The organism is Streptomyces vulcanius (assembly GCF_042653945.1).
Lineage (GTDB): Bacteria > Actinomycetota > Actinomycetes > Streptomycetales > Streptomycetaceae > Streptomyces > Streptomyces mangrovi.
The window spans coordinates 260,152-286,793 of record NZ_JBHSFK010000001.1 but is presented as its reverse complement, the minus strand read 5'-3'; the positions used below and the strand labels follow the sequence as shown (position 1 = coordinate 286,793).

General features: G+C 72.7%; 22 protein-coding genes and 2 pseudogenes. 15 read left to right on the top strand and 9 right to left on the bottom strand.

From position 1 onward, the window contains the following. The first annotated feature begins 15 nt into the window (after nucleotides 1-15). Nucleotides 16-1,173, top strand: a complete 1,158-nt coding sequence (locus ACFPIH_RS01255; protein ID WP_381166675.1) for an ABC transporter permease — start codon at nucleotides 16-18, stop codon at nucleotides 1,171-1,173. 138 nt (nucleotides 1,174-1,311) lie between these two features. Further along, nucleotides 1,312-2,952 carry a sensor histidine kinase gene (locus ACFPIH_RS01250; RefSeq protein WP_381166294.1) on the top strand — a complete coding sequence of 547 codons (1,641 nt, stop codon included), beginning with the start codon at nucleotides 1,312-1,314 and terminating at the stop codon, nucleotides 2,950-2,952. Here the strand turns inward: ACFPIH_RS01250 and ACFPIH_RS01245 are convergent. Next, nucleotides 2,938-3,645: a response regulator transcription factor gene (locus ACFPIH_RS01245; RefSeq protein WP_381166292.1), complete on the bottom strand. Its 708-nt coding sequence runs from the start codon at nucleotides 3,643-3,645 to the stop codon at nucleotides 2,938-2,940. The two genes, ACFPIH_RS01250 and ACFPIH_RS01245, sit on opposite strands and share 15 nt — an antisense overlap. 64 nt (nucleotides 3,646-3,709) lie before the next feature. Here ACFPIH_RS01245 and rsgA (ACFPIH_RS01240) point away from each other — a divergent pair. From rsgA (ACFPIH_RS01240) to ACFPIH_RS01205, 8 genes and pseudogenes are all read left to right on the top strand, one after another. Further along, a pseudogene (gene rsgA / locus ACFPIH_RS01240) lies at nucleotides 3,710-4,195 on the top strand (GTPase RsgA); the annotation flags it as partial. Between the two features lie 438 nt (nucleotides 4,196-4,633). Next, nucleotides 4,634-5,935 carry an extracellular solute-binding protein gene (locus ACFPIH_RS01235; RefSeq protein ID WP_381166290.1) on the top strand — a complete coding sequence of 434 codons (1,302 nt, stop codon included), beginning with the start codon at nucleotides 4,634-4,636 and terminating at the stop codon, nucleotides 5,933-5,935. A 46-nt stretch (nucleotides 5,936-5,981) separates the two neighbouring features. Further along, nucleotides 5,982-6,956 (top strand): carbohydrate ABC transporter permease, encoded by a 975-nt coding sequence (locus ACFPIH_RS01230; protein ID WP_381166288.1) that lies wholly within the window; start codon nucleotides 5,982-5,984, stop codon nucleotides 6,954-6,956. Beyond that, a complete protein-coding gene (locus ACFPIH_RS01225) occupies nucleotides 6,953-7,807 on the top strand; it encodes a carbohydrate ABC transporter permease (protein ID WP_381166286.1) in 855 nt (284 codons plus the stop codon). Before ACFPIH_RS01230 ends, ACFPIH_RS01225 begins: the two co-directional genes overlap by 4 nt. Before the next feature lie 94 nt (nucleotides 7,808-7,901). Then, on the top strand, nucleotides 7,902-9,395 hold the full coding sequence (locus ACFPIH_RS01220) for a glycoside hydrolase family 3 protein (protein WP_381166284.1): 1,494 nt from the start codon (nucleotides 7,902-7,904) through the stop codon (nucleotides 9,393-9,395). 351 nt (nucleotides 9,396-9,746) lie between these two features. Then, complete coding sequence (gene rsgA, locus ACFPIH_RS01215; protein WP_381166282.1) at nucleotides 9,747-10,880, top strand: ribosome small subunit-dependent GTPase A; 1,134 nt, start codon at nucleotides 9,747-9,749, stop codon at nucleotides 10,878-10,880. Between the two features lie 59 nt (nucleotides 10,881-10,939). Next, a complete protein-coding gene (locus tag ACFPIH_RS01210; RefSeq protein WP_381166280.1) occupies nucleotides 10,940-12,349 on the top strand; it encodes a bifunctional transcriptional activator/DNA repair enzyme AdaA in 1,410 nt (469 codons plus the stop codon). After that, a complete protein-coding gene (locus ACFPIH_RS01205) occupies nucleotides 12,330-12,812 on the top strand; it encodes a methylated-DNA--[protein]-cysteine S-methyltransferase (RefSeq protein ID WP_381166278.1) in 483 nt (160 codons plus the stop codon). The genes ACFPIH_RS01210 and ACFPIH_RS01205 overlap by 20 nt, the downstream gene beginning before the upstream one ends. A 12-nt stretch (nucleotides 12,813-12,824) precedes the next feature. Here the strand turns inward: ACFPIH_RS01205 and ACFPIH_RS01200 are convergent, their stop codons facing one another. Both ACFPIH_RS01200 and ACFPIH_RS01195 read right to left on the bottom strand, forming a co-directional pair. Further along, a complete protein-coding gene (locus tag ACFPIH_RS01200) occupies nucleotides 12,825-13,307 on the bottom strand; it encodes a DUF456 domain-containing protein (protein WP_381166276.1) in 483 nt (160 codons plus the stop codon). Between the two features lie 36 nt (nucleotides 13,308-13,343). Continuing rightward, the gene (locus ACFPIH_RS01195; protein WP_381166274.1) at nucleotides 13,344-14,336 is read right to left on the bottom strand and encodes a helix-turn-helix transcriptional regulator; all 993 of its coding nucleotides are present in this window, start codon (nucleotides 14,334-14,336) and stop codon (nucleotides 13,344-13,346) included. 291 nt (nucleotides 14,337-14,627) lie between these two features. Between ACFPIH_RS01195 and ACFPIH_RS01190 the strand changes: the two genes are divergently transcribed. Beyond that, nucleotides 14,628-16,442, top strand: coding sequence for a protein phosphatase 2C domain-containing protein (locus ACFPIH_RS01190; protein ID WP_381166272.1), 1,815 nt, complete (start codon nucleotides 14,628-14,630; stop codon nucleotides 16,440-16,442). 47 nt (nucleotides 16,443-16,489) lie between these two features. Here ACFPIH_RS01190 and ACFPIH_RS01185 read toward each other — a convergent pair whose 3' ends face one another. Next, a complete protein-coding gene (locus ACFPIH_RS01185; protein ID WP_417801364.1) occupies nucleotides 16,490-18,175 on the bottom strand; it encodes a helix-turn-helix domain-containing protein in 1,686 nt (561 codons plus the stop codon). A gap of 177 nt (nucleotides 18,176-18,352) precedes the next feature. On the opposite strand from ACFPIH_RS01185, the gene ACFPIH_RS01180 reads away from it, so the two are divergent. The 3 genes from ACFPIH_RS01180 to ACFPIH_RS01170 all read left to right on the top strand — a co-directional run bounded on the left by ACFPIH_RS01180 (nucleotide 18,353) and on the right by ACFPIH_RS01170 (nucleotide 20,333). Beyond that, complete coding sequence (locus ACFPIH_RS01180) at nucleotides 18,353-18,985, top strand: hypothetical protein (protein ID WP_381166270.1); 633 nt, start codon at nucleotides 18,353-18,355, stop codon at nucleotides 18,983-18,985. A gap of 20 nt (nucleotides 18,986-19,005) precedes the next feature. After that, on the top strand, nucleotides 19,006-19,497 hold the full coding sequence (locus ACFPIH_RS01175; RefSeq protein WP_381166268.1) for a hypothetical protein: 492 nt from the start codon (nucleotides 19,006-19,008) through the stop codon (nucleotides 19,495-19,497). Nucleotides 19,498-19,841: 344 nt separating this feature from the next. Further along, complete coding sequence (locus ACFPIH_RS01170) at nucleotides 19,842-20,333, top strand: ATP-binding protein (RefSeq protein WP_381166266.1); 492 nt, start codon at nucleotides 19,842-19,844, stop codon at nucleotides 20,331-20,333. A 94-nt stretch (nucleotides 20,334-20,427) separates the two neighbouring features. On the opposite strand, the gene ACFPIH_RS01165 is transcribed toward ACFPIH_RS01170, so the two are convergent. Both ACFPIH_RS01165 and ACFPIH_RS01160 read right to left on the bottom strand, forming a co-directional pair. Then, nucleotides 20,428-21,498: a DUF2637 domain-containing protein gene (locus ACFPIH_RS01165; RefSeq protein ID WP_381166264.1), complete on the bottom strand. Its 1,071-nt coding sequence runs from the start codon at nucleotides 21,496-21,498 to the stop codon at nucleotides 20,428-20,430. A 315-nt stretch (nucleotides 21,499-21,813) separates the two neighbouring features. Continuing rightward, nucleotides 21,814-22,662, bottom strand: coding sequence for a (2Fe-2S)-binding protein (locus tag ACFPIH_RS01160; RefSeq protein ID WP_381166262.1), 849 nt, complete (start codon nucleotides 22,660-22,662; stop codon nucleotides 21,814-21,816). Between the two features lie 158 nt (nucleotides 22,663-22,820). Here ACFPIH_RS01160 and ACFPIH_RS01155 point away from each other — a divergent pair, with 158 nt between their 5' ends. Beyond that, nucleotides 22,821-23,663: a GntR family transcriptional regulator gene (locus ACFPIH_RS01155; protein WP_381166260.1), complete on the top strand. Its 843-nt coding sequence runs from the start codon at nucleotides 22,821-22,823 to the stop codon at nucleotides 23,661-23,663. A 20-nt stretch (nucleotides 23,664-23,683) separates the two neighbouring features. Here ACFPIH_RS01155 and ACFPIH_RS01150 read toward each other — a convergent pair whose 3' ends face one another. The 3 genes and pseudogenes from ACFPIH_RS01150 to ACFPIH_RS01140 form a co-directional block, all read right to left on the bottom strand. Further along, the gene (locus ACFPIH_RS01150; protein ID WP_381166258.1) at nucleotides 23,684-24,457 is read right to left on the bottom strand and encodes a hypothetical protein; all 774 of its coding nucleotides are present in this window, start codon (nucleotides 24,455-24,457) and stop codon (nucleotides 23,684-23,686) included. Nucleotides 24,458-24,603: 146 nt separating this feature from the next. Beyond that, entirely contained in the window at nucleotides 24,604-25,224 is a 621-nt protein-coding gene (locus tag ACFPIH_RS01145) for a PucR family transcriptional regulator (RefSeq protein WP_381166671.1), read from the bottom strand. Nucleotides 25,225-25,352: 128 nt separating this feature from the next. Next, nucleotides 25,353-26,574 (bottom strand): annotated as a pseudogene (locus tag ACFPIH_RS01140) (PucR family transcriptional regulator ligand-binding domain-containing protein); the annotation flags it as partial. Nucleotides 26,575-26,642: the final 68 nt, after the last annotated feature.

Below are 26,642 nucleotides of genomic sequence, written 5' to 3'. Positions count from 1 at the left end.
GCGCGGCTCGGTCCCGTGGACGTCGTACGGCTCGGCGGCACCGGCCTGCGGACTCGTCCGCTGCGGGTCTTCCTCTCCGCGCTCGGCATCGCCATCGGTGTCGCCGCGATGATCGCGGTGGTCGGCATCTCCGGCTCCGGGCGGGCGGAGGTCGACCGTCGGCTCGACGCCCTCGGCACGAATCTGCTGCGGATCGCCCCTGGCCAGACCCTCACCGGCGACGAGGCCGAACTTCCCCCGGAGTCCGTGGCGATGATCCGCCGTGTTCCCCCGGTGCAACGGGTCGCCGCCACCGGCGAGACCGGTGCCAACATCTACCGCAACGAACGCATCGCCATCGGCCGCACCGGCTCCCTGCACGTCCTGGCGGCCGGCGCCGATCTGCTGCCGGCCGTCGGCGGACAGCTCCGCAAGGGGCGCTGGCTGGACTCCGCGACGGAGGAGTACCCGGCGGTGGTGCTCGGCTCGACCGCCGCCCGGCGGCTCGACGTGTACACCCCCGGCACCCGGGTCTGGCTCGGCGAGCGCTGGTTCTCGCTGATCGGCGTCCTCGATCCGGTTCCGCTCGCACCGGAGATCGACAGTGCCGCTCTGGTCGGCTGGTCGGCAGCCGAGAGGTACCTCCGCTTCGACGGCCATCCCTCGACGGTGTACGTCCGTGCCGAGGACAGCCAGGTCACGTCCGTAAGGGCGGTGCTGGCGGCCACGGCGTACCCCGAGAAGCCCGGCGAGGTGCAGGTCTCCCGCCCCTCGGACGCTCTCGCGGCCCGCGAGGCCGCCGAGTCGGCGCTGACCGGCCTGCTGCTCGGCCTCGGCGGCGTGGCACTCCTGGTCGGAGGGGTCGGTGTCGGCAACACCATGGTCATCTCGGTCCTGGAACGCCGCTCCGAGATCGGCCTGCGCCGTGCCCTGGGAGCGACGCGGGGGCAGATCCGCACGCAGTTCGTCACGGAGTCCCTGCTGCTGTCGCTGATCGGCGGGCTCGGCGGAACGGCGCTCGGGACGCTGATCACGGCCGGATACGCCCTCGGCCGCGACTGGCCGACGGTCGTCCCGGCGTGGGCGAGCGCGGCGGGCATCGGTTCGACACTCGTCATCGGCATGATCGCCGGCCTGTACCCGGCGGTCCGGGCCAGCAGGCTGTCACCGACGGAGGCGCTGTCCGGTACATGAGCCGACCAGAACCGGTGGCGTTCCGTACGGTCGTCTTCCGTACGGTGGCCCTCCGTACGGTGGCCCTCCGTACGGACCAGGGGGCGGCCTCGACCGAGACCGCCCCCGACCCGGTACCACTCGAAGGAGTCCCGTGCGATGAGTTTCCGGCTCCGGGTCCTCGCCCTGCTCATGCTGGTCGCGATGGCCGCCACCGCCGCCACCGCCTGGCTGACCCTGCGCCAGGCGAACCGCCAGGTGCAGGAGACCGTCACGGCCGGTCGGCAGGAGGTCTCCCGGATCACCGGCGAACTCCGCGCGTACGGGTTTGCGCACGGCACCTGGGACGGACTCTCCTCGACGGTGGCCGAGCTCGCGAAGAACACCGGCCAGCGCGTCCGGGTGGCCACGGATTCCGACGTACTGCTCGCCGACTCCGACGCCCTCGCCGGTCGTGATCCCCGCGCGCCGAGCAGCCAGCCCCCGGTCCTGGTCGACCCGCGTCCCGTCCTGCGGTTCCCCGCGGGCCAGGTACCGCGGCTCTCGCTGAAGCAGGCCGCCCTGGCGATCGCCGACTACCGCGCCGCAGTGACGTACGCGGCCTGCCTCACGCGGGCGGGGGCCGAGCTGACGGCCCGGCCGGACGTGCGGGGTGTCCCCCGGATCAGCACGGACCGCCGACCCACGCGGTGCGAGGAGCCGGACGGGGCAGTGGATCCGCGCATTCAGCAGGATCTCGACGCACTGCGGGTATGCGAGTCCGAGCCGCGGTTCACCACCTGTGTGCAGCAGGTGTTCAACGAGCGGGTCGGTTCCATCGCCCCCGCACGCCTGTCGATCCGCCTCGGTGTCCGCGACGAGTCGCCGCCCACCCTGGCCGCCGCGCCCACCGTGGCCGTCGCGGTGGGGGTCGCCCTCGGGGTCGTCCTCGGCGCTCTGCTCCTGAGCAGGGCCGTACTGCGCCCCGTCCGTGCCATGACGCACGCCGCGAAGGGGCTGGGCGAGGGCGACCTGGGGCGGCGGGTCCCCGTCTCCGGCCGTGACGAGATCGCGCAGCTCGGCGGCGCCTTCAACCGGATGGCCGACTCCATCCAGGCGGGCGAGGAACGCCAGCGCCGCCTCACCAGCGACATCGCACACGAACTGCGCACCCCGCTGGCCAATCTGCGCGGCTATCTGGAGGCCCTGCGGGACGGGGTCGTCGAGCCGACCCCCGACCTGCTCGCCTCCCTCCACGACGAGGCGCTGCTGCAGCAGCGGATCGTGGACGACCTCCAGGACCTCGCCATGGCAGAGGCCGGCGCGCTCACCTACCACCGCTGCGAGGTCGACCTGCGCGAGCTCCTGGAGACCAGCCGCAGGGTCCACCGAACCCAGGCCGAGGCGGCGGGCATCGCACTCGAGGTGGAGGCGCCACGGCCCGTGTACGTGACCGCCGACCCGGACCGGCTGCGCCAGGTCGTCGGCAACCTGGTCCGCAACGCGCTGCGGGCCACGGCCCCGGGCGGCACCGTGACCCTGGCGCTGATCCCGAACGGCGAGCCGGCCGTCGTGGAAGTACGGGACACCGGCAAGGGGATACCGGCAAAGGACCTGCCGCATCTCTTCGACCGCTTCTGGCGGGCGGACGCCTCACGGGGCCGCGCGACCGGCGGCAGCGGCCTGGGCCTGTCCATCGCCCGCCAGATCGTCACCGACCACAGGGGGACGATCGATGTGCGCAGCTCGGTCGGGGCAGGCACGACGTTCACCGTCGCACTGCCCACGGCTCCAGGAGGCGGCGCCTCAGGAGAGCGCTGAGCCCGAACCGTCCGCGAGGCGGTAGCCCCGCCCGTACACCGTCTCCAGGTGGCCGGCCCGGCCCGGATCCGCCTCCAGCTTCCGTCGCAGATTCATCACGTGCGCATCGACGGTCCGCTCCTGCACGTCCCGGTCGAACCCGAAGACGCGCTCGATGATCTGCGCCCGGGTGAAGACCCTGCCCGGTTCACGGGCCAGTGCCTCCAGGATGGAGAACTCCTTGGCGGTCAGCGCCACCGGCCGCCCCTCCACCCGGACTTCGAAGCGTGCGGTGTCCAGCTCCACCGCGCCGACCCGCAGCACAGCGGGCTCCGCCGCGCCGCCGGCCTTCCCGGACCTGCGCAGCAACGCCCGCACCCGCGCGGTCAGTTCGCGGGGGCTGTACGGCTTGGTGAGGTAGTCGTCGGCGCCGAGGTCGAGGCCGAGGAGCATGTCCTCCTCGGTCGTGCGGGCTGTGAGCAGCAGAATCGGGACGTCCGACTCGGTGCGCAGAATGCGGCACACATCGAGCCCGTCGACCAACGGCAGCATCACATCGAGAACGATGAGATCCGGCTTCGCCGAACGTGCCCGTTCCAGCGCCGCGCGGCCGTCGGCCACGACCTGCACCGCATTTCCTTCTCGCTCCAGATAAATCCGGATCAGTCGAGCCTGTTTCTCGTCATCCTCGGCGACCAGAATCCGAGCGCTCAACGATTCTCCCCCAGCAAGGTCCTGCGCATCCCAGAACCGTAATACAGAAGGCGCGTGACGTCCGGTGCGCCGAGGACCGTTCCCCAGGGGACCCGTATTCCGTGGCGCCCGAGGGCGTACCTCTTCTTCCCGCGCCAGTGAGCGCGGTGCCGGGGCGTGGGACAAGGGCTGGGCGGCCGAGTTCGCACCCCACGCCGAGCGGGGTTTCCTGCCCGGCAGGGTCGTGCGGGTCGACCGTGGCCTGTGCGATGTCGTCACCCCGGCGGGCACCGTGCGCGCCGACACCGAGTTCGTCGTCCCCCGCGACCCGATGAAGGTCGTCTGCACGGGCGACTGGGTCGCCGTCGACGCCGAGGACGCCGATCCGCGGTACGTCCGGACGCTGCTGCCGCGCCGAACCGCCTTCGTCCGCTCCACCTCCTCCAAGCGGTCCGAGGGGCAGATCCTCGCCGCCAACGTCGACCACGCCGTGGTCGCGATGTCCCTGGCCGTCGAACTCGACCCGGGCCGCGTGGAACGGTTCCTGGCGCTCGCCTGGGAGTCCGGCGCGACTGGGCAGCGGTGAAGCAGGGGTGAGCCGACATCGCGACGCCGGACGGGCGCGCAGGAGTGCGCTCCTGTTCTGCCGTTGCGGCGCCAAGCCCCACTGCCAGGGGCGAGTTCCAGGAGTACGCGCAGCGACCTCCACGGGACCGTGTGCTCAAGGCCGTCCACGGCTGGTGGTGCGCCGATGCCCCCGTCGCTCGGCATGCTTCCTCCGTCACTTTCCAGGCTCGCTCGGATCCGCCCAGATCTGTCCGGCGCTCGGCCTCCGAGGGCTTGACGTCGTGGCACGCCTGGGGCGACCGGTCCGCACGGGATCGAATTTCGGCCAAGTAAAGGACTGTTTAAGGACTCTTGCGCACCCTTGACGTTCCCGAAACGCCTAGGTCAGGCTGCGGGGCACTGGTCTACACCAATGCTGTGCCACTGCCCTGGGGAGGGTGCTGTGAAGCGCAAGCTGACTGCCGCCATAGGCGTCGCTGCAATGATCGCGGGCGTTGCGGCCTGCGGTGCGGACAAGGGTTCCGACAAGTCCGCGGCCCCCGCGGACCGCACCGGTACGGTGACGGTCTGGCTCATGAACGACGCCCAGACGAGCTGGCCCGAACTGGTCAAGGACGTCACCGCGCAGTTCAAGAAGAAGTACCCGAAGGTCACCCTCAAGGTGCAGTTCCAGCAGTGGAGCGACAAGGTACAGAAACTGGACGCCGCGCTCTCCGGCTCCAGCGCCCCCGATGTCGTCGAACTCGGCAACACCGAGACCATGACGTACATCCTCAACGGCGCGCTCGCCGAGGTCGACGCCAAGCAGTTCGACAACTCCGACACCTGGATCAAGGGCCTCACGGACACCTGTAGCTACCAGGGCAAGCTCTACTGCGTTCCCTACTACGCGGGTGCCCGGGTCGCGATCTACAACGCCGACATGTTCAAGAAGGCCACCGGCTCCGACGCCCTGCCGACGACCGAGACCGCTCTGACGGCCGCCCTGGACAAGCTGGAGACGACCTACGGCAGCAAGGACGACGCGTACTCGCCGCTCTACCTGCCGGGCCGCTACTGGTACGCCGCCATGTCGTACGTCGCCGCCTACGGGGGCAAGATCGCCACCTACGACAAGGGGTCGGACAAGTGGACCGGCACCCTCGAATCGAGCCAGGCGCAGCAGGGCATCCAGCACTACATCGACCTGGTCAAGAAGTACAACCACGGTGACCAGACCAAGGACGAGACGGACCACGCCAACGTCGAGGCCAAGGAGAAGACGGCGCTGATCTACGGCAACGGCTGGGAGTCCGGCGTCGTCATCACCCCGCCGAACGGCAACAAGAAGCTCACCAAGGCCATCAAGACCGCCGCGATGCCCGGTCCGAACGGCAAGACGCTGCCCTCCTTCATCGGCGGCTCCGACCTCGCGGTGGTCGGCAAGTCCAAGAACCAGGACCTCGCCAAGTACTGGATCCAGCTCTTCACCGACGAGAAGTCCGAAGCGGTCCTCGCCTCGAAGAACATCCTGCCCAACAACGCGAAGCAGCTCGCACCGCTCAAGACCAACCCCGCCACCGCGCCGATCGCCAACGCCGTGCCGGACGCCTGGTTCACCCCGATCGCGCCCGGCTGGGGCGCCGTCGAGAAGCAGAACATCCTGCCGAACATGCTGGTCTCCATCCTCAAGGGCACCTCGGTGGCGGACGCCACCAAGGCCGCCGACCAGAAGATCGACTCGCTGATCAACAGCGCCTCCTGACCCGGAACCGGAGGGATCGGACGAACGAGAGGAAGGGCCGGCCCAGATGAGCGCCGCCGACACGCTGCAGAGCGTCACCAAGGGTGCACCACCGGACCGTACGGGAGCGTCGGCCCGCCCACCTCGCCGCCGCAAAGGTGCACTGCTGCCCTATCTGCTGATCGCCCCGGCGATCATCGTGCTCGCCGGCGTACTGGGCTGGCCACTGATCGACACCGTGCTGCTGTCCTTCCAGGACGAGCGGCGCAACAACCTCTGGGCGGGCACCTCGCCGCCCTGGGTCGGCCTCGACCAGTACACCGCGATCCTCGGGGACAGCGAGTTCTGGCAGGTCACCCTGCGGACCGTGGTCTTCGTCGTGGTGTGCGTGGTCCTCACGATGCTGCTCGGGCTCCTCATGGCGATGCTGCTCCAGCGGGTCTCCACCTGGGTACGGCTGCTGATGACGGCCGCACTGGTCGCGGTCTGGTCCATGCCGCTGCTGGTGGCCACCTCGATCTTCCGCTGGCTCTTCGACTCCGACTACGGCCTGGCCAACAGCCTGCTCAGCAAGCTCCCCGGCGTCGGCCTCCGGGGCCACAACTGGTTCCTCGACCCGGTGCAGGGCCTGGCGATCATCGTCGGAGTGGTCGTCTGGGGCGCCATCCCCTTCATCGCCATCAGCCTCCACTCGGCCCTCACCCAGGTCCCCCAGGAGCTGGAGGAGGCCGCCAGGATCGACGGAGCCCGGGGCTTCGGGATCTTCCGGTACGTCATCTTCCCGGTCATCAAACCGGTCTTCGTGATGACCACCACGCTCAATGTGATCTGGGACTTCGGCGTCTTCGGCCAGGTCTTCCTGATGCGCAACGCACACCCCGAGCCCGAGTACCAACTGCTCGGCATCTACTCGTACTCCAAGGCGTTCGAGAGCAACTCCTTCAGCCAGGGCGCCGCCATCTCGGTCATCACCGTGCTGATGCTGGCCGGTGTGTCCGTCTACTACCTCCGCCAGCTGATGAAGATCGGAGAGGTCGAGTGAGCGCCTCCGTCGGCAGGACCGGCAGGACCCGGAAGAAGAGCCGCCTCGGCTACAACATCCTCGGGCTGATCACCTTCGTGGTCATGGGTTTTCCGGTCTACTGGATGGTGATCACCGCGCTCCGCCCGAGCAGCGAGATCCTCAGCTACGACCAGAAGGTCTGGCCGACCTCCGTCACCCTCGGCCAGTTCCGACGGGCGATGGACAGCCCCAACTTCTGGGACAACACGAAGAGCAGCATCATCATCTCGGCCGGTACCGTCGTGCTCTCCATCGCCATCGGACTGATCGCCGCCTTCGCCGTCGGACGGTTCCGTTTCTGGGGCCGCAAACCGCTGATGGTCGTGCTGCTGCTGGTCCAGATGATCCCCGCGACCTCGATGCTGATCCCCATCTACATACAGCTCAACGACATGGGCGCGCTCAACCAGTACTGGGGCGTCATCCTCGTCTACGCCGCCTCCACGCTGCCCTTCACCATCTGGATGCTGCGCGGGTTCATCATCAACATCCCCCAGGAGCTGGAGGAGGCCGCCATGGTCGACGGCAACAGCCGGATGGGAGCCTTCTGGCGCGTCATCTTCCCGCTGCTCGCGCCGGGCCTCGTCGCCACCTCCATCTACGCCCTGATCACCGCGTGGAACGAGTACCTCTTCGCGTACGTCCTGCTGCAGGACAACGACAAATACCCGCTCGGTGTGTGGTTGCTGAACTTCACCACCTCGCGCGGCACCGACTACGGCGCGCTGATGGCAGGTTCCATCCTCACCGCGCTCCCCGTGGTGATCTTCTTCCTGATCGTGCAGCGCAAGGTTGCCGCCGGCCTCACCGCCGGGGCGGTGAAGGGATGACGGTGACCGGGACCGGGACAGGGACCGGCGCGACGACAGGTACGACAACAGGTACGACAACAGTGACGACGACGGGCAAAGGGCCGACTGCCAAGTGACGACCGTGACCGACACCCTCACCCGTAACGCGCTGGCCGTCCTGCAGCCGGGCTTCCACGGCACCACCGCCCCCGACTGGCTGCTGCGCCGGCTCGCCGAAGGACTCGGCTCGGTGGCGTTGTTCGCCCGCAACATCGAATCGCCCGAGCAACTGGCGGCGCTCACGGCCGAGTTCCGCGCGGAGCGCCCCGAGGTGCTGGTCGTCGCCGACGAGGAGGGCGGCGACGTCACCCGGCTCGAAGCCCACCGAGGCTCCTCCTTCCCCGGCAACCTCGCCCTCGGCGCGGTCGACGACCCGGCCCTCACCAGCGAGGTCGCCGCCGAACTCGGCCGCCGCCTCGCCGTCTGCGGCGTCAACCTCAACTGGGCGCCGTCGGCCGACGTCAACTCCGACCCGGCCAACCCGGTCGTCGGCGTGCGGTCCTTCGGCGCCGACCCGCTGCTCGTCGCCCGGCACACCGCCGCGTACGTCGAGGGGCTGCAGGGCGCCGGGGTCGCCGCCTGCGTCAAGCACTTCCCCGGCCATGGCGACACCGCGGTCGACTCCCACCACGCGCTGCCGAGCATCGGTGTCGGCCTGGACACCCTGCACGCCCGCGAGCTGGCGCCTTTCCGCGCCGCGCTCGCCGCGGGGACCAAAGCCGTGATGAGCGCGCACATCCTGGTGCCCGCCCTGGACCCCGGCCGCCCGGCCACCCTCAGCCCGGCCACACTGACCGGCCTGCTGCGCGGGGAGCTGGGCTACCAGGGCCTGATCGTCACCGACGGCATCGACATGCAGGCCATCGCCGGTACGTATGGCATGGAACGCGGCACGGTGCTCGCCCTGGCCGCCGGTGCCGACGCGATCTGTGTCGGCGGAGGGCCGGCCGACGACGAGACCGTGGTCGCGCTGCGCGACGCCATCGTGCGCGCGGTCCACGACGGTGACCTGCCCGCGGAGCGCCTCGCCGACGCCGCGGCCCGGGTCGGCGCGCTGGCCACCTGGACCACCGACCGGATCGGCGCGGCCCGGGAGGCGATGCCCGATCTCGACGTCGGTCTCACCGCGGCACGGCGCGCGCTGCGGGTGACGCGCACCGAGGGGCACGTCCCGATCTCCGAGGCCCCCTATGTCGCCACCTTCACTCCGGTCGCGAACATGGCGGCCGGTGACGCGACGCCGTGGGGGGTCGCGGCCGAGCTGGACCGCTTCTTCCCGGGCACGCTCACCGGTAGCTTCCGGGACGGCGACGCCTCGACCGCAGAGCTGATCCGATCGGCGGCCGGCCGAAGGATCGTTGCGGTGGTCCGTGATGTGCACCGCCACCCGTGGATGGCCAACGCCCTCGGCGAACTGCTCGCCGCCCGGCCCGACACGACCGTGGTGGAGATGGGCGTACCGCAGGCCCCGTCGGCCGGCGCGCTGTACATCGCCACCCATGGCGCCGCCCGGGCGTGCGGGCGCGCGGCGGCGGAGATCATCGCGGGCAAGGACGCCGGTCACTAGCCTCGCGCTTCGACCGGACTCGGCGTCCGAGGGGTGACCGAACAAGAGGAGAGGGCCGCGGAGCCGGCGAGACAGGACTGGTCGAAGGCTCTGCCAACCGTAGTTGAAATAATGCGATGGCGTGGCCGCTCAGGTACCTCTAGGGTTGTTTCTGCTGGAGCGGCAACTTGGCGTTGGCGCGGGTGATTTGGCTTGTGTTGTGGGAGGTGTGACCGATGGCTGTCTCTGTGATGGGCGCTGCCCGCATTCGGAAGTTCATCAAGTCCACTCCCGTGGTCTCCGGCTGACCTCATTCTCTTCTCCCGCGCCTGTGAGCGCGGTGCCGGGGCCACCCTTGTGAAGGGTCACCCCTTGTCTCTGTCTTCTCTCCCGGGTTCGTTCTCGTCTTCCTCGCATCCGCTCGTGCCGTACGGCTGGGATGCGGACTGGGAGTCCGAGTTCGCCCCGTATGCCGAGCAGGGTCTCCTGCCCGGTCGTGTCGTGCGGGTCGATCGCGGCCAGTGCGACGTCATCACCCCGGTCGGCACCGTGCGTGCCGACACCGAGTTCGTCGTCCCCCGCGACCCGATGAAGGTCGTGTGCACTGGGGACTGGGTCGCCGTCGACCCCGAAGGCAACGACCCGCGGTACGTACGGACGCTGCTGCCGCGCCGAACCGCCTTCGTCCGCTCCACCTCCTCCAAGCGGTCCGAGGGGCAGATCCTCGCCGCCAACGTCGACCACGCCGTGGTCGCGATGTCCCTGGCCGTCGAGCTCGACCTGGGCCGCGTGGAACGGTTCCTGGCGCTCGCCTGGGAGTCCGGTGCCCAGCCCGTCGTCGTGCTCACCAAGGCCGACCTCGTGCCCGACCCGGCCGTGCTCGCGTACCTCGTGCAGGACGTCGAGACCGCCGCGCCCGGGGTCCCGGTGCTCACCGTCCGCGCCCGGGACGGCGAAGGCGTGGAGGAACTCGCCGCGCTCCTCGGACGGGGGACCACCGTGCTGCTCGGCGCGTCCGGCGCGGGCAAGTCCACGCTCGCGAACGCGCTCGTGGGCGAGGAGGTGATGACCGTGCAGGCCACCCGTGACATGGACGGCAAGGGCCGGCACACCACCACCACGCGCAACCTGCTGACCCGGCCCGGCGGCGGCGTCCTCATCGACACGCCGGGTCTGCGCGGCGTCGGTCTGTGGGACGCCGGAACAGGCGTCGGCCAGGTGTTCTCCGAGATCGAGGAGTTCGCCGAACGGTGCCGGTTCCACGACTGCGCCCACGAGCGCGAGCCCGGGTGCGCGGTGCTCGCCGCCGCCGAGGACGGGGAACTGCCCGTGCGACGGCTGGAGAGCTACCGCAAGCTCGTGCGGGAGAACCAGTGGATCGTCGCCAAGTCCGACGCGCGGGCACGGGCCGATGTCCGCCAGGACTGGAAGCGCAAGCAGGCCGAGGGCCGGGCGGCGGGGGAGGCGAAGCGGGGGCGTGGGCCCTGGCCCGGCGTACCCCGCTGAACAACTGGGCGTCCGATTTCCGCTAGCGGAGCCTGGGTTCCCGGCGAAGACTGGGACCCATGACGGATCAGGACACCAGGTACGAGGCGGTGCGCAGCCGGGACGCCCGGTTCGACGGCGAGTTCTTCTTCGCCGTCGAGACGACCGGCATCTACTGCCGGCCCAGCTGCCCCGCCGTCACACCGAAACGGCACAACGTGCGGTTCTTCACGACGGCCGCCGCCGCGCAGGGCTCCGGTTTCCGGGCCTGCCGGCGGTGCCGTCCGGACGCCGTCCCCGGCTCGGCCGACTGGAACGTGCGCGCCGATGTCGTGGGCCGTGCCATGCGGCTGATCGGCGACGGAGTCGTCGACCGGGAGGGCGTCGCCGGGCTCGCCGTACGGCTCGGCTACAGCGCCCGGCAGGTGCAGCGACAGCTCACCGCCGAACTCGGCGCGGGGCCCGTCGCCCTCGCCCGGGCGCAGCGCGCGCACACCGCGCGGGTGCTGCTGCAGACCACCGGCCTGCCCGTCACCGACATCGCCTTCGCGTCCGGCTTCGCCAGCGTGCGCCAGTTCAACGACACGATCCGCGCCGTGTACGCGGCGACCCCGACCGGGCTGCGCGCCGCCGTACGCACCTCCCGCCCCCCTACGGGTACCCCGGCCGCCGGGATCCCCCTGCGGCTCGCCCACCGCGGCCCCTACCACGCGGCGTACGTGTTCGACGTGCTGGAGCGGGAGGCCGTGGCGGGAGTGGAGGAGGTGAGCGGCCCGGCGGGCGGACGCACCTACCGCCGTACGCTCCGTCTCCCCTACGGCACCGGGATCGTCGCCGTCGACGAGCGCCCCGGCGCCGGGCCGCGCGAAAGGGGCACGGGCCGCGCCTCGGCCGTCCACCCCGGCGGCTGGCTCGACGCCCGGCTGCACCTCACCGACCCGCGCGACCTCACCACCGCCGTCCAGCGGCTGCGCCGGCTGTTCGACCTCGACGCCGACCCGTACGCCGTCGACGAGCGGCTCGGCGCGGATCCGCGGCTCGCCCCGCTGGTCGCCGCCCGGCCCGGCCTGCGCGCGCCCGGCGCGGCCGACCCCGAGGAGTACGCCGTACGGGCCGTGGTGGGTCGTACGGCGGCCGCGAGCCTCGTCCGCGCCCACGGGAAGGCCCTCGACGCGCCCTGCGGCACCCTCACCCATCTGTTCCCCGAGCCGGCCGCCCTGGCGGACGCCGTCGGCCCGCTCGCCGTCGCCCTCGCCGACGGCGCCGTACGCCTCGACCCCGGCGCCGACCGGGACGAAGCCGAGGCCGCGCTGCTCGCCGTACCCGGTCTGGACGGCCGTACCGTCGCGGCGATCCGGGCCCGCGCCCTCGGCGACCCGGACGTCGCCCCGCCCGGCGCGGACGTGCCCGACACCTGGCGTCCCTGGCGGACGTACGCCTTTCACCACCTGCACGCAACGGAGGAACCCCATGTCCGTGTACTGGACTAGCGTCGACAGCCCGCTCGGCCCCCTGCTCCTGACCGCCGGCGACGACGGCGCGCTGACCTCGCTCTCGGTGCCCGGCCAGAAGGGCGGACGCGCCGTCCAGGACGGCTGGCGGCACGACCCGGGCCCCTTCGGCGCCGCGCAGGAGCAGCTCGCCGCCTACTTCGCGGGTGAGCTGAAGGAGTTCCGGCTGGAACTGCGCGCCGAGGGCACCGCGTTCCGTGAGCGGGTGTGGAACGCGCTCGACACCGTCTCCTACGGGGCGACCACGACGTACGGCGAGATCGCCGCGCGGATCGGGGCCTCCCGGATGGCGGTGCGGGCCGTGGGTGGGGCGATCGGCGCGAACCCGTTGCTGATCCTCCGCCCCTGCCACCGCGTCATCGGCGCCGACGGCTCTCTGACGGGCTACGCCGGCGGGCTGGAACGCAAGATCCGGCTCCTCACCCTGGAGAAGTCCCCGTAGGGGGAGGGGTGGTCAGCCCCACAGTTCCGCGCCCAGCCACGCCCCCGCGATCAGCAGACAGGTGAACAGCTCCGCCAGCACGCTCCAGCCGCCCGAGCGCATCGCGGTGCGCAGGGCGGCCCGGGCCTCGCCGTGGCGGCCCAGACGGAGCCGTTCCGACAGGTAGACGCCGCCCATGAAGCCGGGGATCGCGCCGAGCACGGGCAGCAGGACGAAGCCGAGGAACGCGCCGGACCCGGCGTACACCGCCATCCGGCTCGTCGCGCCGCTCTCCCGCACCCGGCGGGGCGGCAGCGCCCAGCGCACCACCTGGGAGAGGAGCAGCGCGACCGTCGCCCCGACCAGGACCCACCAGGCGACCGCCCGTGGATCCTTCAGCGCCCACCACAGGACCGCGGCCCACACCAGCCACGACCCCGGCACACCGGGCACCAGCACCCCGCACAGACCGAGCAGGATCACCAGCCCGACCAGCAGGAGCTCCCACACGCCCATCTGCCCAGGGTGCCCGAGCCGCGATGAATACGCAGGTCAGAGCCACTGGCGCTCGCGCGTCACCCAGCCCCGTTCGGATGCCCGCCAGCCCAGTTGCAGACGGGTCGAGACGCCCGTCAGCTCCATCAGCCCCTTCACCCGGCGCTGTACGGTCCGCAGGCCCAGGTCGAGCTGTTTGGCCACGCTCGCGTCGGTGAGCCCGGCCAGCAGCAGGGAGAGGATCTCCAGATCGGTGGCGTCGGGGCCGTCGGTGCCCCGCTCCACCACGCCGTCCGAGCCCAGCCGCAGCGGCAGGGCGTCCCGCCACACCGACTCGAACAGGCCCGTCAGCAGCTCCAGCAGCCCGCTGGCGTGCACCACCAGTGCGGCGGGCTCCGCCGAGCGGCCGGTCAGCGGGACCAGGGCGAGCGCGCGGTCGGCCACCACCAGCTTCGTCGGCACCCGGTCCACCACCCGCACCTGCTCGTCCCGGCCCAGCGCGGCGGTCAGCTCCCGGACGCCGTGCGGCTGGTCCAGCACCTCCCGTTCCAGGACGACCCGGTAGCGCACCCCGCGCTCGGCCGCCCGCTCCTCCGCGTCGTTCTCCACCCCGGTCACCGCCACCGGGGTGCCGGTGACCAGCGCGCACACCTCGTCGGTCGCCCCGAGCTGGATCTGCAGAAAGCGCTGCGAGACGGCCGCGGCACCGGTCACCACCTCCACCAGGTCGTGCACCTCCGGTTCGGTGGCGGCGGCCCGGTACTCCTCCGCGAGCAGCGCCGCCGCCAGCTCCGCCTTCTCCAGCTCGTGCCGCTGCTGGGTGAGCAGCGCGCCCAGCGCGACGCCGGGCGGCGCGGCCACCCAGCGGCCGGGCCGGCCCGAGGACTGCGCCGCGAGACCGTGCAGCTCCAGCCGGCGCAGCGCGCGCTCGGTGTCGTACTCGCCCAGGGCGAGGCGGCGCGCGAGATCGGGTAGATCGGCGGCGCCCACGGACACCAGCGCCCGGTACGCCGACTCGTGCGTCTCGTCGAGCCCTATCGCTCCCAGCATCGGGTGCGGCCCTCCTTCTCGGTGGCGGGAAACTGCCACGGCGCAAACCCGCCGCCGCACATCATCGCCGTACGGCAAGCCACTCTGCCAAGGTGTGGAAACGGCGGAACGTGGTCCGGGCTCAGGGCGCGCAGGGGCGCACCGGGGAACTGAGTCCGGGTCACTCCCGGGTCGCCGGGCGGTTCGCCCGTGGGGGGTGGGACCGCCCGGCGACCCGTACGGGTATTCGACGGTGGCGCATTTTCCGGATGCTCCGTTTTCATCCGGCCCGCGCGGTGGACAATTAGGGGCATGAGCGAGCAGGGGGGAAGGCCCACCGGTCCCGAGGACGAGTGGTGGGGGCAGCTGTACGACGACTCCACCGCGGACACGGGCCCCACGCCCACCGCCGACTCCCTCGACGACCGCTTCGCCTCGGCCTCCGGAGCGGTGCGCTCCGCGGGGCCGGCGGACGAGGCGCCCGAGCGGGGGACGGAACGGCCCGAGCCGAACGAATGGTGGATGGACGACGACCCGGTGTCGGGGCCACCGACATCCCCGCCGCCGCCCGGGGTCGCCCCGGCTTCCCGGATCAACGGGGGCAGCGGGACCGCTGGGGCCAGCGGGGCCAGCGGGGCCGGCGGGACTCCTGGGGCCAGCGGGGCCGCTGGGGCCCCTGGGGCGAAGGTGCCGCCACCGCGCGGTGAGACGGCCATCGGTGCGGATCCCAGTGCCATCGGTGCGGACCCCAGTGCGGTCGGTGCGGACCCCCGTGCCGGCCGCGGCGCCGACGCCGCCGTCGTCGTGAGCACCGACCATCGCCCCCCGGAGCGTCCCCGCGCACCCTGGGAAGCGCCTCCCGAAACGCCCCCCGGCCCCACGACCTTCCCGGCCGGCCCGCTGCCCGTGGGTCTCTCCGGCACCGCAGGTCAGACACCTCCCGCGGTCCCCCGCGTGCCCCCTGTACCGGCCGTACCTCCCATGCCCGCCGCGCCCGCCGTGCCCCCCACGCCCGCTACGCCTCCCACACCTGCCGCGCCCGCCGTGCCTCCTGCACCCGCCACCCCGCCCCCACCGGCCTTCAAGCCCGCCGCCGCCTCCGCCGTCGGGACTCCCGTCGAGCGCACCCCCACCGCCCACGATCTCCCCCTCCCGAAAGCCGCGCCCAAGGCCTACGTCGGCTCCGGGCCACCCACCTACGATGCCGAGCCCACCGCGCTGCCGGCCGCCGATCCGGACGGGCTGGACGACCTGGTCGCCGACACCGTGCTGGACGGCGCCCGGTACGGGGTCTGCGCGCTGAGGGCGGCGTCCGTGCGCGGGGACTCCGCGCGGTACCGGGGCGAGCCGCGCCGCGACGCGCTGCTCACCGCGCGGTTCGGCACCGGCGAGCAGGCGTTGCTCCTGGTCGCGATGGCCACCGGCGCGCGGGCGACACCGGGCGCGCACCGGGCCGCCGCCGAGGCGTGCCGTTGGATCGGGCGGGCGGTCGGCCGCAGTCACGTACGGCTCGCGCAGGACCTCAGGGCCGCCCGGCGCGGCGATCTGAAGTCCGGCCTGCACCGTCTCACCGACCGCAGTCTCGGCCGCCTTCGCGCGGGCGCCGCCGAGCAGGGCCTGGAGCCCGACGAGTACACGGCTTTCCTGCGCTGTCTGCTGCTGCCCGCCGACCCCGAGTGCCGGACCCGGGTGTTCTTCGGCGTCGGCCCCGGCGGACTGTTCCGGCTGCGGGGAGGGGAGTGGCAGGACATCGAACCGGGAGCCGGTGAGATCACCGGGGAACCGGTCGTCGGGTTCGGCTCCCTGCCCGCCGAGACGCCCGAGGGCGACCGGCTCACCATGGATCTCGGCATCCCGACCCCGCCCAGCCCCTACGACCCCGCGCCCGAGCCGCCCCGCGAACCCTTCCGCTTCCGCGCCTCCGTGGCCCGTCCGGGTGACGTCCTGCTGATGTGCACCGGCGGCCTCGCCGACCCGCTGCGCGGCGAACCCGAACTCGCCCGGTATCTGACCGGACGGTGGGCGGACCCCGCCCCGCCCGGGCTCGCCACGTTCCTCGCCGACACCCAGGTGCGGGTGAAGGGTTACTCCGACGACCGTACGGCTGCGGCCATCTGGGAGGCGTGAGCCCGGCTCGACGGCCGGCGCCCCGGCCGTAGGAGCCGTAGACGGTCTTATGTATACGGGATCCACTCGCGTCGGCCGCCCTCCGTGCCGTACCAGTAGCGCGGCAGCCCGTTGATGCCGCTGGTGCGGAAGGGGCGGCCGTGGTCGTCGACGCGGACCGTGCCGGTACGGCCCTGGGAGGACCAGTCGAGCTCCAGGTACCAGGAGCAGTCGCAGGTCTCCGTGCGCGCCGTGACCAGCAGCACCTCCGGGTCCTCGGCGGAGACCCGGTAGGGCAGTTGGACCGCCGGGATCGCCGTGCCGGCGTCGTTGCCGGGAACCGAGTGGGCGATCGGGCGGTCCTTGTCGAGGTCGACCGAGAAGTAGCGCTTGGTGAGCGAGCCGCCGCAGCCCTGGTCCATCGCGTAGTCGTTGCCTGTCAGGGGCGTGTCACGGCCGACGACCCGCACGCGCAGCGCCGTCAGGACGACGGCCGTGGAGCTGCGGCCCTGCACCGAGACCTCCACGTTGGTCTCCCGCCCGTGCACGGCACCCTGCGCCGTGGCCCACGGGCCGGCGTCCTGCTCGGCCGGGGGCGGCGGCACCTTCGCCGGGGGCCGGTCGATGACGTAGTCGTGGCCGCAGTTTTGGGCCCAGGCGTGGGAGTCGACGGTCCACGCCAGGGGGACGGCGGGAGCGGCGGACGTCTCCGCGCCGCCCCTGGCGGGCGTACCGGGGGTGGGGGACGCGGGAGAGGCCGTACCGGAGGCGGCCGACCGCGTGGGGGTACCGCCGGTGGTGGGGCCGGGGGTCGGAGTGGCGTCCGGAGCGGGGCGCGGTGCCGCCCGGAGTGCCGGGCGGGAGGCGGACGCGGGGGACGCGCCGTCACCGGCGGGTGAGTCCCCGGACGCCGAGGGGCTCCCGCCTCCGCCTGGCAGCGCGGACAGCGTGCCCAGAGTGGCCAGCAGCGCACAGGCGACCCCGAGCAGAGCCGCGCTGCGCCGCCGCCGGTGCCAGGGCCGGGGCACGGCCGACGTCCCGCCCGGCACCGACCCATCCGCGGTGGCCGCCGGTTCCGCCGCGTCCGGTACGTCCAGCGCCGCAGAAGGCCCCGCCGCCGTACCGGCCGCCTCCGCCGTCGTACCGGGCCCGCCTGCCCTCGTACCCGGCGCCTGCGCCTGCGCACCGGGCGCCTGTGCCTCCGTACCGGCCGCCTTCGCTGTCGTGCCGTGCGCCTCCGCCCCCGCACCGTGCGCCTGCGCCTCCGTACCGGCCGCCTTCGCTGTCGCACCGTGCGCCTGTGCCTCCGCACCGTGCGCCTTCGCTGTCGTGCCGACCGCCCCCGCCCCCGCACCGGCCGCCGCCACCGCCGTGTCGGGCGATCCCTCCGCCGCCCCGGTGCCCACCGCCTGTCCTCCCGGTCGGCCCGCCGCCCGCTGTTGGCGGACCGCTGCCGCGCGTAACCACCGGCGGTGCAGTTCGAGGCGTTCCTCCGGGGTCGCGCCGCAGAACTCCGCGAGGCGTTCCACGGGGGCGAAGTCCTGCGGTACCGCGTCCCCGGCGCAGTAGCGGTGCAGAGTCGACGTGTTCATGCCTAACCGGCGCGCGAGGGAGCCGTAGCTGCGCTCCGTGCGTTCCTTTAGTTCCGTCAGCAGCGCCGCGAACTCCTCGACACCGATTTCCCCGTCGTCTGCGGACATCGCGCGCCTGACCCCGTCCTCGTCCCGGCCCGGGCGGTCATCCCAGGCACTCATATATCTGCACGTCAGATGGGCTGGGATGGTTCCATGGCGGCCGATCGGACGAAGAGCGTTGTCCCGGACCGCCCGGACGGCCGATGCTCTAGGTGTCGCCGACGGACACGGCCGGACCGACCATCCACCGTGACTGGCGACGTCTCACACCCATTCACCCACTCACGGGGGACACGCATGCCCAAGCACACCCGAGCCGGTGCCCTCACCACGCTCACCGCGCTCGCCGCCGCCGGAATCGCCGTCACGACCGTGCTCGCGCCGCCGGCGGGCGCCGCCCCGAGCGTGCCCGGCTTCCTGGCCGCCAAGGACCTTCCGCCGCACGCCACCTCCGCCTGGACGGCCGGCCCGGTCACCGCCGGCGCCTCCCCGGAGGTGGAGCAGGACCGCTGTCTGGGCATGGCCCTGGGCGGCGACGGCCGGCACTCCTGGTACCGCGGCTTCCGCACGGACCTCGACACGAGCGCCCGTCAGGTCACCGTCGAACAGCCGAGCGTCAGCGCGGCGAAGGGTCTCTTCTCGCGGGTGAACCGGGACATCAGGTCCTGCCCGGGGTGGATCGAGCAGGCCGACCCGGAGACCGAGGCCACCCTCAAGGACTACGGGACCCTCGACGTCGAGGAGGGCGCCCATGTCTACGGCCTGCACACCGAGACCTCCTGGGGCGCGACCGACATCCGTCTGCTGTCCGTCGGCCGGGACGGCCGCACCGTCACGGTCGTGGACTGGGGGCAACTGGGCGACTTCGGGGACGCCCCGGTGAAGGCCTTCAAGAAGACGACGACCACCGCGGTCAACAAGCTCCACTGAACGGAAACGGGGACCCGCACATGACCACCACGAAGGCCACCACGAAGGCCGGCAGGAAGACGCCTCGACGCCGCACCGCCCTGGCCGCCACCGGCCTCGCCCTCGCCCTGGGCCTCGGCGTCACCGCCCAGGCCTCCGCGGGCAGCCCGCGCAGCGTCAGCGGCAGGCCGTCCGACAACATCACCCGCATCGCCGACTTCTACGGCGCCTACATCGACGCGGTGACCGACGAGAACGCCGGCCGGCTCGGGGAGGAACTCCGCAGGCACTACCTGACGCCCGCCTTCCAGAAGGAGCTGAAGGCCTGGGAGGACACGAACCACGCGAACGGCGTGCTGCGCGCCCAGAACGTGCCGCTCGCCTGGAAGGTCACCGACAACGGCACGGCCGACCACACGGAGGCCGTCGTCACCCTCACCTGGAGCGAGGGCGAGACCAGCACGCTGATCGTCGACATGACCCGCGGTCACAAGATCTTCCACATCGGTGAGAAGGGCGTCGAGGGCAGCTGACGGACCGTCCGGTACCGCCGGATTCCGGCCAACTTCGCGCACGAGGGGACGCGAAGTCGGACGGGCGGCGGTCCGCGGGGCGCGCGGGCGCACACCCGGCAAGGGGTGCGTCCGCGTCGTCGTACCGCCTCCACTCCGCTCGGAATCCGGGTCGTGGGCCGGGGAACCGGCCGTGTCGCGGCTCGGGGGCACCCCGCCGCCCGCGTGTTGTGCGCCCCCTCGAACATGGCCGAACACCCGGGCGTCGGCGATTGGACATGACTGGCGCCGCGCCGACCGGGCAAGGATCCCCGTGAACGTGTTCGAGCAGGAGGGGAACCGACATCGGCACGCGGGCGGGGGTCATGAAGAGGCAGGCACGGGGCAGTGGTCGTACGGCGACCGCGGACCCCTCGGTGGCACGGCGGAGCGTGGAGACCGCGGAGGGGGACGAGCACGGGGACGAGCACGGCGACGCGCGGCTCAGTCGCAGACTCGGACGGGCGGATCTGCGGGCGGTGCCCGAGGCGCGCCGGGCGTTGCGCGAACTGTTGGAGGGCTGGGGCAGACCGGGCCGTTCGGAGACGGCGGAGCTGCTCACCAGCGAGCTCGTCACCAACGCGCTCGTGCACACCGACGACGACGCGGTGCTGACGGCAACGGTGTCACCGGACGGTCTGCGGGTGGAGGTTCGGGACTCCGAGCCCGGCCGCCCGCGCCCCGGCACGCCGGCCGCCGACGAGGCCACGAACGGCCGGGGCCTGGTCCTGGTGGAGTCACTCGCGGACGCCTGGGGGGTGCGGACGCAGGACGCCGGGAAGGTCGTCTGGTTCGAACTGGCCGCCGGAGCGGCGTGACACCAACGGGAGAGCAAGGGGCGGCACCGGGAAACGGGAAGGGGGCGCAGCCCCGAAGGCCGCGCCCCCTTTCCGGGGTGTTACGGGCTGACCGTCAGCCGAACTGCTGCTCCATCTCCTTGAGCTTGCGCTCCAGGGAGTCGAGGCGCGGCAGGGCCATCGTGTCGTCCTCCGCGGTGAGGTCGACGCTGTAGTCGGAACTCTGGCGAACGGGCTGCAGGGAGGGCCGGGAACGTACGGGGAGCTGCTCCGCCGAGTTCGCTATGGCAGGCTCCGCGGAGACCCGCTCGGCGGTGGCCCGCTCCAGGGCCGCCTGAGCCGCCTGGGCCTCCACCTGGCGACCGCCGCCGCCACCGCCACCACGGCCGGGGAAGCGGCCGTGACCTCGGCTGATCGCCTTCAGCTGGGCGCGCTCGATACGCTGCTGGTCACGGCGGCGCCTCTTGGTCTCCTCCTTGCGCGCCTTGTCGTCACGCACCTCCTCGACGGCCTCGTCCAGGCTGCGCACGCCCTCCAGGAGCATCAGCGACCAGGCCCTGTACGTCTCACGGGGGGCCCGCATCCAGCGCACCACGCGGATCTGCGGCAGCGGACGGGGTACCAGGCCCTGCTCGCGCAGCGCCGAGCGGCGGGTCTGCTTCAGGGCGCGGTCGAAGAGCACCGCGGCGGACAGGGACATGCCCGAGAAGAACTGCGGAGCGCCGTCGTGTCCGATGCCCCTGGGCGCGTGCACCCAGTTGAACCAGGCGGCGGCACCGGCGAAGGTCCACACGAGTATCCGGGAGCCGAGGGCCGCGTCACCGTGGCTGGCCTCGCGCACCGCGAGCACGGAGCAGAACATCGCCGCGCCGTCGAGGCCGAAGGGCACCAGGTATTCCCAGCCGCCGGAGAGGCTCAGGTTCTCCCGGCCGAAGCCCACGAGGCCCCGGTAGGAGAGCGCCGCCGCCACGGCGGCACAGCAGAACAACAGGACGTACGAAGCTATGCCGTAGATGGCTTCCTTGCGCCTGCGGCGCTCCTCGCTCCGCTCCCACGAGTCGTCCGAACCCGTGTCCTTCCCCGAGGAGTTCTTGCCGCGCCGGAGCACCATTACCGCCACCAGCATGCCCAGGAGCAGGACGGCACCCGGAAGCAACCAGTCCAGCGATATGTCGGTCAGTCTCATCTAGGGGTCCCTTGCATTGGGATAGGGCGTAACGCCCGCCATATTGACCCAATCCCGCCGTTCCTCAGGGGGTTTCGGGGCAAGAGGCCGCCAAGGAGGTGCAAGGGGCTGCCCAGGGCGACGATCTGCTCGAACTGCCGCTTGAGGGGCGGGAGTTGAGTTCGAATAAGACTACCCGTACGGATGGTTCCACGGAAAGTTCCCGAGGCACGTGAGGAAAATGTGAAACACCTGTAACCCGAGGGGCGGTCTCGTCCGGGTGATCCTAGGGGACGCCCCTGAACGCCCGGTGCCCGGGGGGTGCCTGAAGACGCCTCAGCCGGCCGCCGCCGCCACGAGCTTGCTGACGCGGTCCGACTCGCAGACGCGCGGGCAGGCGGCGCAGGCGTCGTCCGGGTCCAGCGTGTAGTACATGCAGCAGCTCGCCCGGTCCCGGGTGGGCAGCGGCTCGCCGCCCGGACCGGTCAGCTCGCGAAAGGCCGCCGAACCGACGTAGGGCCTGGTCGCGCCCGGCAGCAGCAGCTCCAGCTCGCGCCGGGCCCGGTCCTGCTCGCCCTCGCCGAACAGCGAGGCGACGTACCACAGGCCCTCCACGACCTCGTCCGTCACCATGCCCCACAGGGCGCGCCCGCGCCGCCGGGCCCGTGGCCCGAACCCGGCGAGCAGCGGCTCGTGGTGCTCGGCGACCGCGGCCCGCACCTCCGCCCGCAGCGCCTCCTCGTCCCGGACGACCCGGGCGCCCGGCAGCAGGGCCGCCGGGTCACCGGGCAGACACGCGAACGAGTCCGGCGTACGGACCGCCATCCGCATCGTGCCGTCGGTGCGGTCGTACGACACGTGCGTCACCGGGTAGCGCGGCACCCGGCGGTGCAGGAACCAGGGCACGGTGATCAGCAGACAGGCCGGCCAGGAGTACCGGTGCAGCCCGAAGGTCGCTATGACGTCCGGGCGGGCCCGCGTCCCGTGGTCCCGTACGACCTGGTCCTCGTCCCAGGCCAGGAAGGCGTCCAGGGCCGCGCCGCCCGCCGCGAGGTCCGCCGCCGCGACCCAGCCGCCACCCCGGGGGGCCGGTTCGCCGGGGCCCAGCTCCCTGACGGTCAGCTCCGGGAAGACCTCGGTGAGACGGGTGTGCGCCTCCGCTGCGACCGACGGGGCTGTGGGCATGCCGGGACCACCGTTCCGAAGAGTGGCTAAAGGTAAGCCTTACCTTAGTCAGTATCGTCGGGATTTGAACTGGCGGCCAGTACGCCTAAGGTGCTTGACGGGCGAGTAACAACCCGCCGTAATGACCCCAAGTACCGACACGTCCGCCAGGAGGACCCGTGAAGCAGGGCACGCAGGGCTTTGCCGGAACGGGGACCGGACAGGACGATCCCGCCATGGCGCGGGTGCCGGCCCAGCAGCGGGGCGCCGGTGCCGAGCGGAACGACGAGCGGACGGACGAGCGGGAGCACTGCGGACCGCGCGGTGCCGCGCGTGGTGAGCACACCCACAGCGAATCCCCCATTGCCCCGCCCCGTCCCGTTCCGCCGCCGCCCCGGCTCGTGCAGCGGGCCTCCGTGCGCGGCCAGATCCTCGACGCGCTGCGCACCGCGCTGGTCTCCGGTGAACTGCGGCCGGGCGAGGTGTACTCGGCGCCGGTACTGGGCGAGCGCTTCGGGGTCTCGGCGACACCGGTGCGCGAGGCGATGCAGCAGCTCGCGCTGGAGGGCGCCGTCGAGGTCGTGCCCAACCGGGGGTTCCGGGTGATCGTGCGGGGCGCGCGGGAACTCGCCGAACTCGCCGAGGTGCGCGCCCTGATCGAGGTACCGGTGATGCTGCGGCTGGCCCGCACGGTGCCCGCCGAGCGATGGGCGGAGCTGTGGCCGCTGGCGGAGGCGACGGTGCGGGCGGCGAGCACCGGGTGCCGGGCGACGTACGCCGAGGCGGACCGCGGCTTCCACCGGGCGGTGCTTGCCCTTTCGGGCAACGAGCAGCTCCTCGGCATCGCGGAGGACCTGCACCGGCGGACCCAATGGCCGCTGACCGGCGGGCAGTCCTTCCGCGCCCGCACGGACCTCGCCGCCGACGCGGCGGAACACACGGCCCTCCTCCATGCCCTGACCGCCGGGGAACTGGACGTCGTCCAGACCCTGGTACGAGGGCACTTCACGGGCACGGCGTGAGCAGGGTTCTTCGGTAACCCCTACGCCGTGGCGGCAGGCGGTGCCAACTGGCGGGCCAGCCACGTCGGTACGCCGCCCAGGAGGCGGAACAGCCGCCGAGCCTCCTCGCGCAGGCGGGACGCCTCCGGCTCCGTCTCGGTGTCCGCGAGGGACGCCAGCGCGGGGGCCGTGCCGACCAGATAGCCCAACTCCTCGCGGATCCGCAGGGATTCGGCGAAGCCGTGCCGGGCCTCCGCCAACTCGCCTTCCCGCAGGGCGAGTCCGGCGAGATGACGCCAGGTGAACGACAGCAGCAGGGAGTCGGAGTGCGCCGCGGCGGCCGTGTGGGCGCGCCGGTACGCCGCCCGGGCGGCCTGCGGGGAGTGCGCGATGTTCTCCGCGATCAGCCCCCGCCGGAAGTCCAGCAGCCCCCGCCCCACCGCGTCCGGCGGGATCAGCGCCGCCGCCCGCCCGAGCGCGGCCCGCGCCTCGTCCACCCGGTCCCGCACGCCGTGCAGGGTGGCCGCGTAGGCGAGCTGGCCGCGTTCGCAGGCGGCGGCACCCCGCTCCTCGTCGCTGTGGGCCAGGGCCTCCGCCGTACGCAGCGCGTCCTCCGCGTCCTGCCAGCCCTGCTCGGTGTACATGCACCGCTCGACGAGCAGCCCCACCCGCTGGATCGAGCCCGCCGCGGTGTCGGTCGGCAGCAGTGCCGCCGCGTCGGCCCAGCAGGCCCGCGAGCGCAACCGCCAGACCGCGGTCTGCACGGGATCCTCGCCTGAGGTCGTACCGGTGCCGGACATGGCGGAATACGCCACGTTGCCCTCCCCGAGCGCGCCGTCGAGCTTTGAGTGGTGGCCGCATCTCAGCACGAATTCCAGCACCGGGCCAAGGGGGCGGGTGAAGGATTTCACAAAGTCGTGGGACTCGGCGCCCTCACAGGTTTCGGTGTACGCGCCCGCCGTCAGCTCATACGCAGCGCCAGGAAGAAGTCCAGCTTGTCCTCGAGCCGCGACAGATCACGGCTCGTCAACTGCTCGATCCGGCCGACCCGGTAGCGCAGCGTGTTGACGTGGAGGTGCAGCCGGGAGGCACACCGCGTCCAGGAACCGTCGCAGTCCAGGAACGCCTCGAGGGTCGGGACCAGCTCGGCGCGATGCCGCCGGTCGTACTCCCGCAGCGGGTCGAGCAGCCGGGCCGTGAACGCCCTGCGCACGTCGTCCGGGACGAACGGCAGCAGCAGCACGTGCGAGGCCAGCTCCTGATGGCCCGCCGCGCACACCCGCCCCGTCCGGGCCGCCGCCACCCGCCGCGCGTGCCGGGCCTCCTCCAGCGCCCCGCGCAGCCCCTCCGCGGAGTGCACCGCGGCGCTCACCCCCAGCGTCAGCCGCCCGTCGCCGTCGAGCCCGGCCGACAGCGGCTCCCGTACGGCGGCCAGCAGCGCGTCGGCCATGATGCCCGCCTCGGACCCGTCGTGCTCGCTGGACACCGACGGCAGGGGGACCAGGGCGACGGCCTCGTCGCCGGTGTGGGCGACGGCGATGCGGTCGGAGTGCTCGGGGCCGGTCGCGAGGGGATCGACCAGGATCTCCTCCAGCAGCGCCTGGGCGAGCGGACCGGCCGCCGGCGCACGGACGCTCTCACGACCATCGCGGCTATCACGGCCATCGCGACCATCACGGCCGTCAGGGCCATGACCGCCGGCGCCTTCACCGCCGTCCCACTCGACCCGGGCGACGACCACCTGCCAGTGCGGGGCGGCCCCGAGGCCGGGCAGCAGTACCGGCGCGGCGACCCGCAGCCGCGCCGCGATCTCCGCGGGCGGCGCGCCCGTGCGGACCAGTTCGAGGACCTCCTGGGCGAGCCGTCTGCGCACCGTGCGCGCCGCGTCCCGCCGGTCCCGCTCGACGGCGATGAGCTGGGTGACCCCCCGGAGCAGTTCCAGGCGCTCCTCCGGCCACTCCCCGGCGTCCGCCTCGACGGCCAGCAGCCAGTCCGACAGCACGCTCTCGCGTACGTCCCGCGTGCCCCGCGCCCCGCGGCCACCGCTGCCGCGGACCGGGAACAGCGAGTACGTCACGCCGTCCAGCAGCACCCGGTGCGGTCCCGGGCGGCCGGTGCGGACGGCGGCCAGGTGCTCGGCGGCGAGCCGCGCGCACGGCTCGGAGGGCAACGCCGGATCCGCCGCGCTCGGGCCCACCGGGCCTGGCGCGCTCGGGCCCGTTGCCTTCGGGCCTGGCGCGCTCGGGCCCGTCGCCCTCGGGCCCGCCGCCTTTGCGTCCGCTGCTGCTCCTGCTGCCGCCGTCGCCGTCGCGTCCGGCGTCTTGGGGCCCGCCGCTCCCGGGCGTGCCGCTCCCGGGCGTGCCGCTCCCGGGCGTGCCGCTCCCGGGCTGCCCGCCGCCTTCGGGCCCGCGATGAGGCGGCCGGTGGGTGAGAGGACCCAGGCGCGCAGGTCCAGGTCGGAGCCGAGCAGGTCCAGGACCACGTCCGGGCCGCCGCCCGCCGGGCCCGAGGTCATCATCCGCCGGTGCCGGTCGACCACCGCCGCCAGATCCCCGGCGCGCTCGCCGCTGACCTGCCGTACGACATGCTCGGTGATCGTCGCGAACGCCACCGACTCGTGCACCGCGAACAGTGGCAGCCGGTGCCGGGCGCAGGCCACGACCAGGTCCTCCGGGACGTCGCCCAGCTCGGCCTCGCCGGCCGCCAGCGCGGTCACCCCGGCCTGCACCAGGATCCGTACGAACGGCTCGGAGTCGGCCGTGTGCCGGCGCCAGGCCAGGCCCGTCAGCACCAGCTCGCCGCCGGAGAGGTAGCGGCTCGGATCCCGCAGGTCGGTGGTCATGACCCCGCGCACCGTGCGGTCCAGCTCCTCCTCGCCGCCGAGCAGCCTGAGGCCCAGCGCGTCGGTGTCCAGCAGTGCGCGCAGCCGCATCTCGTCGCCGCCGTTTCTGTGTCTCGAAATCTACGATGACCACATGGTCGCTTCCTACGTTTCCACAG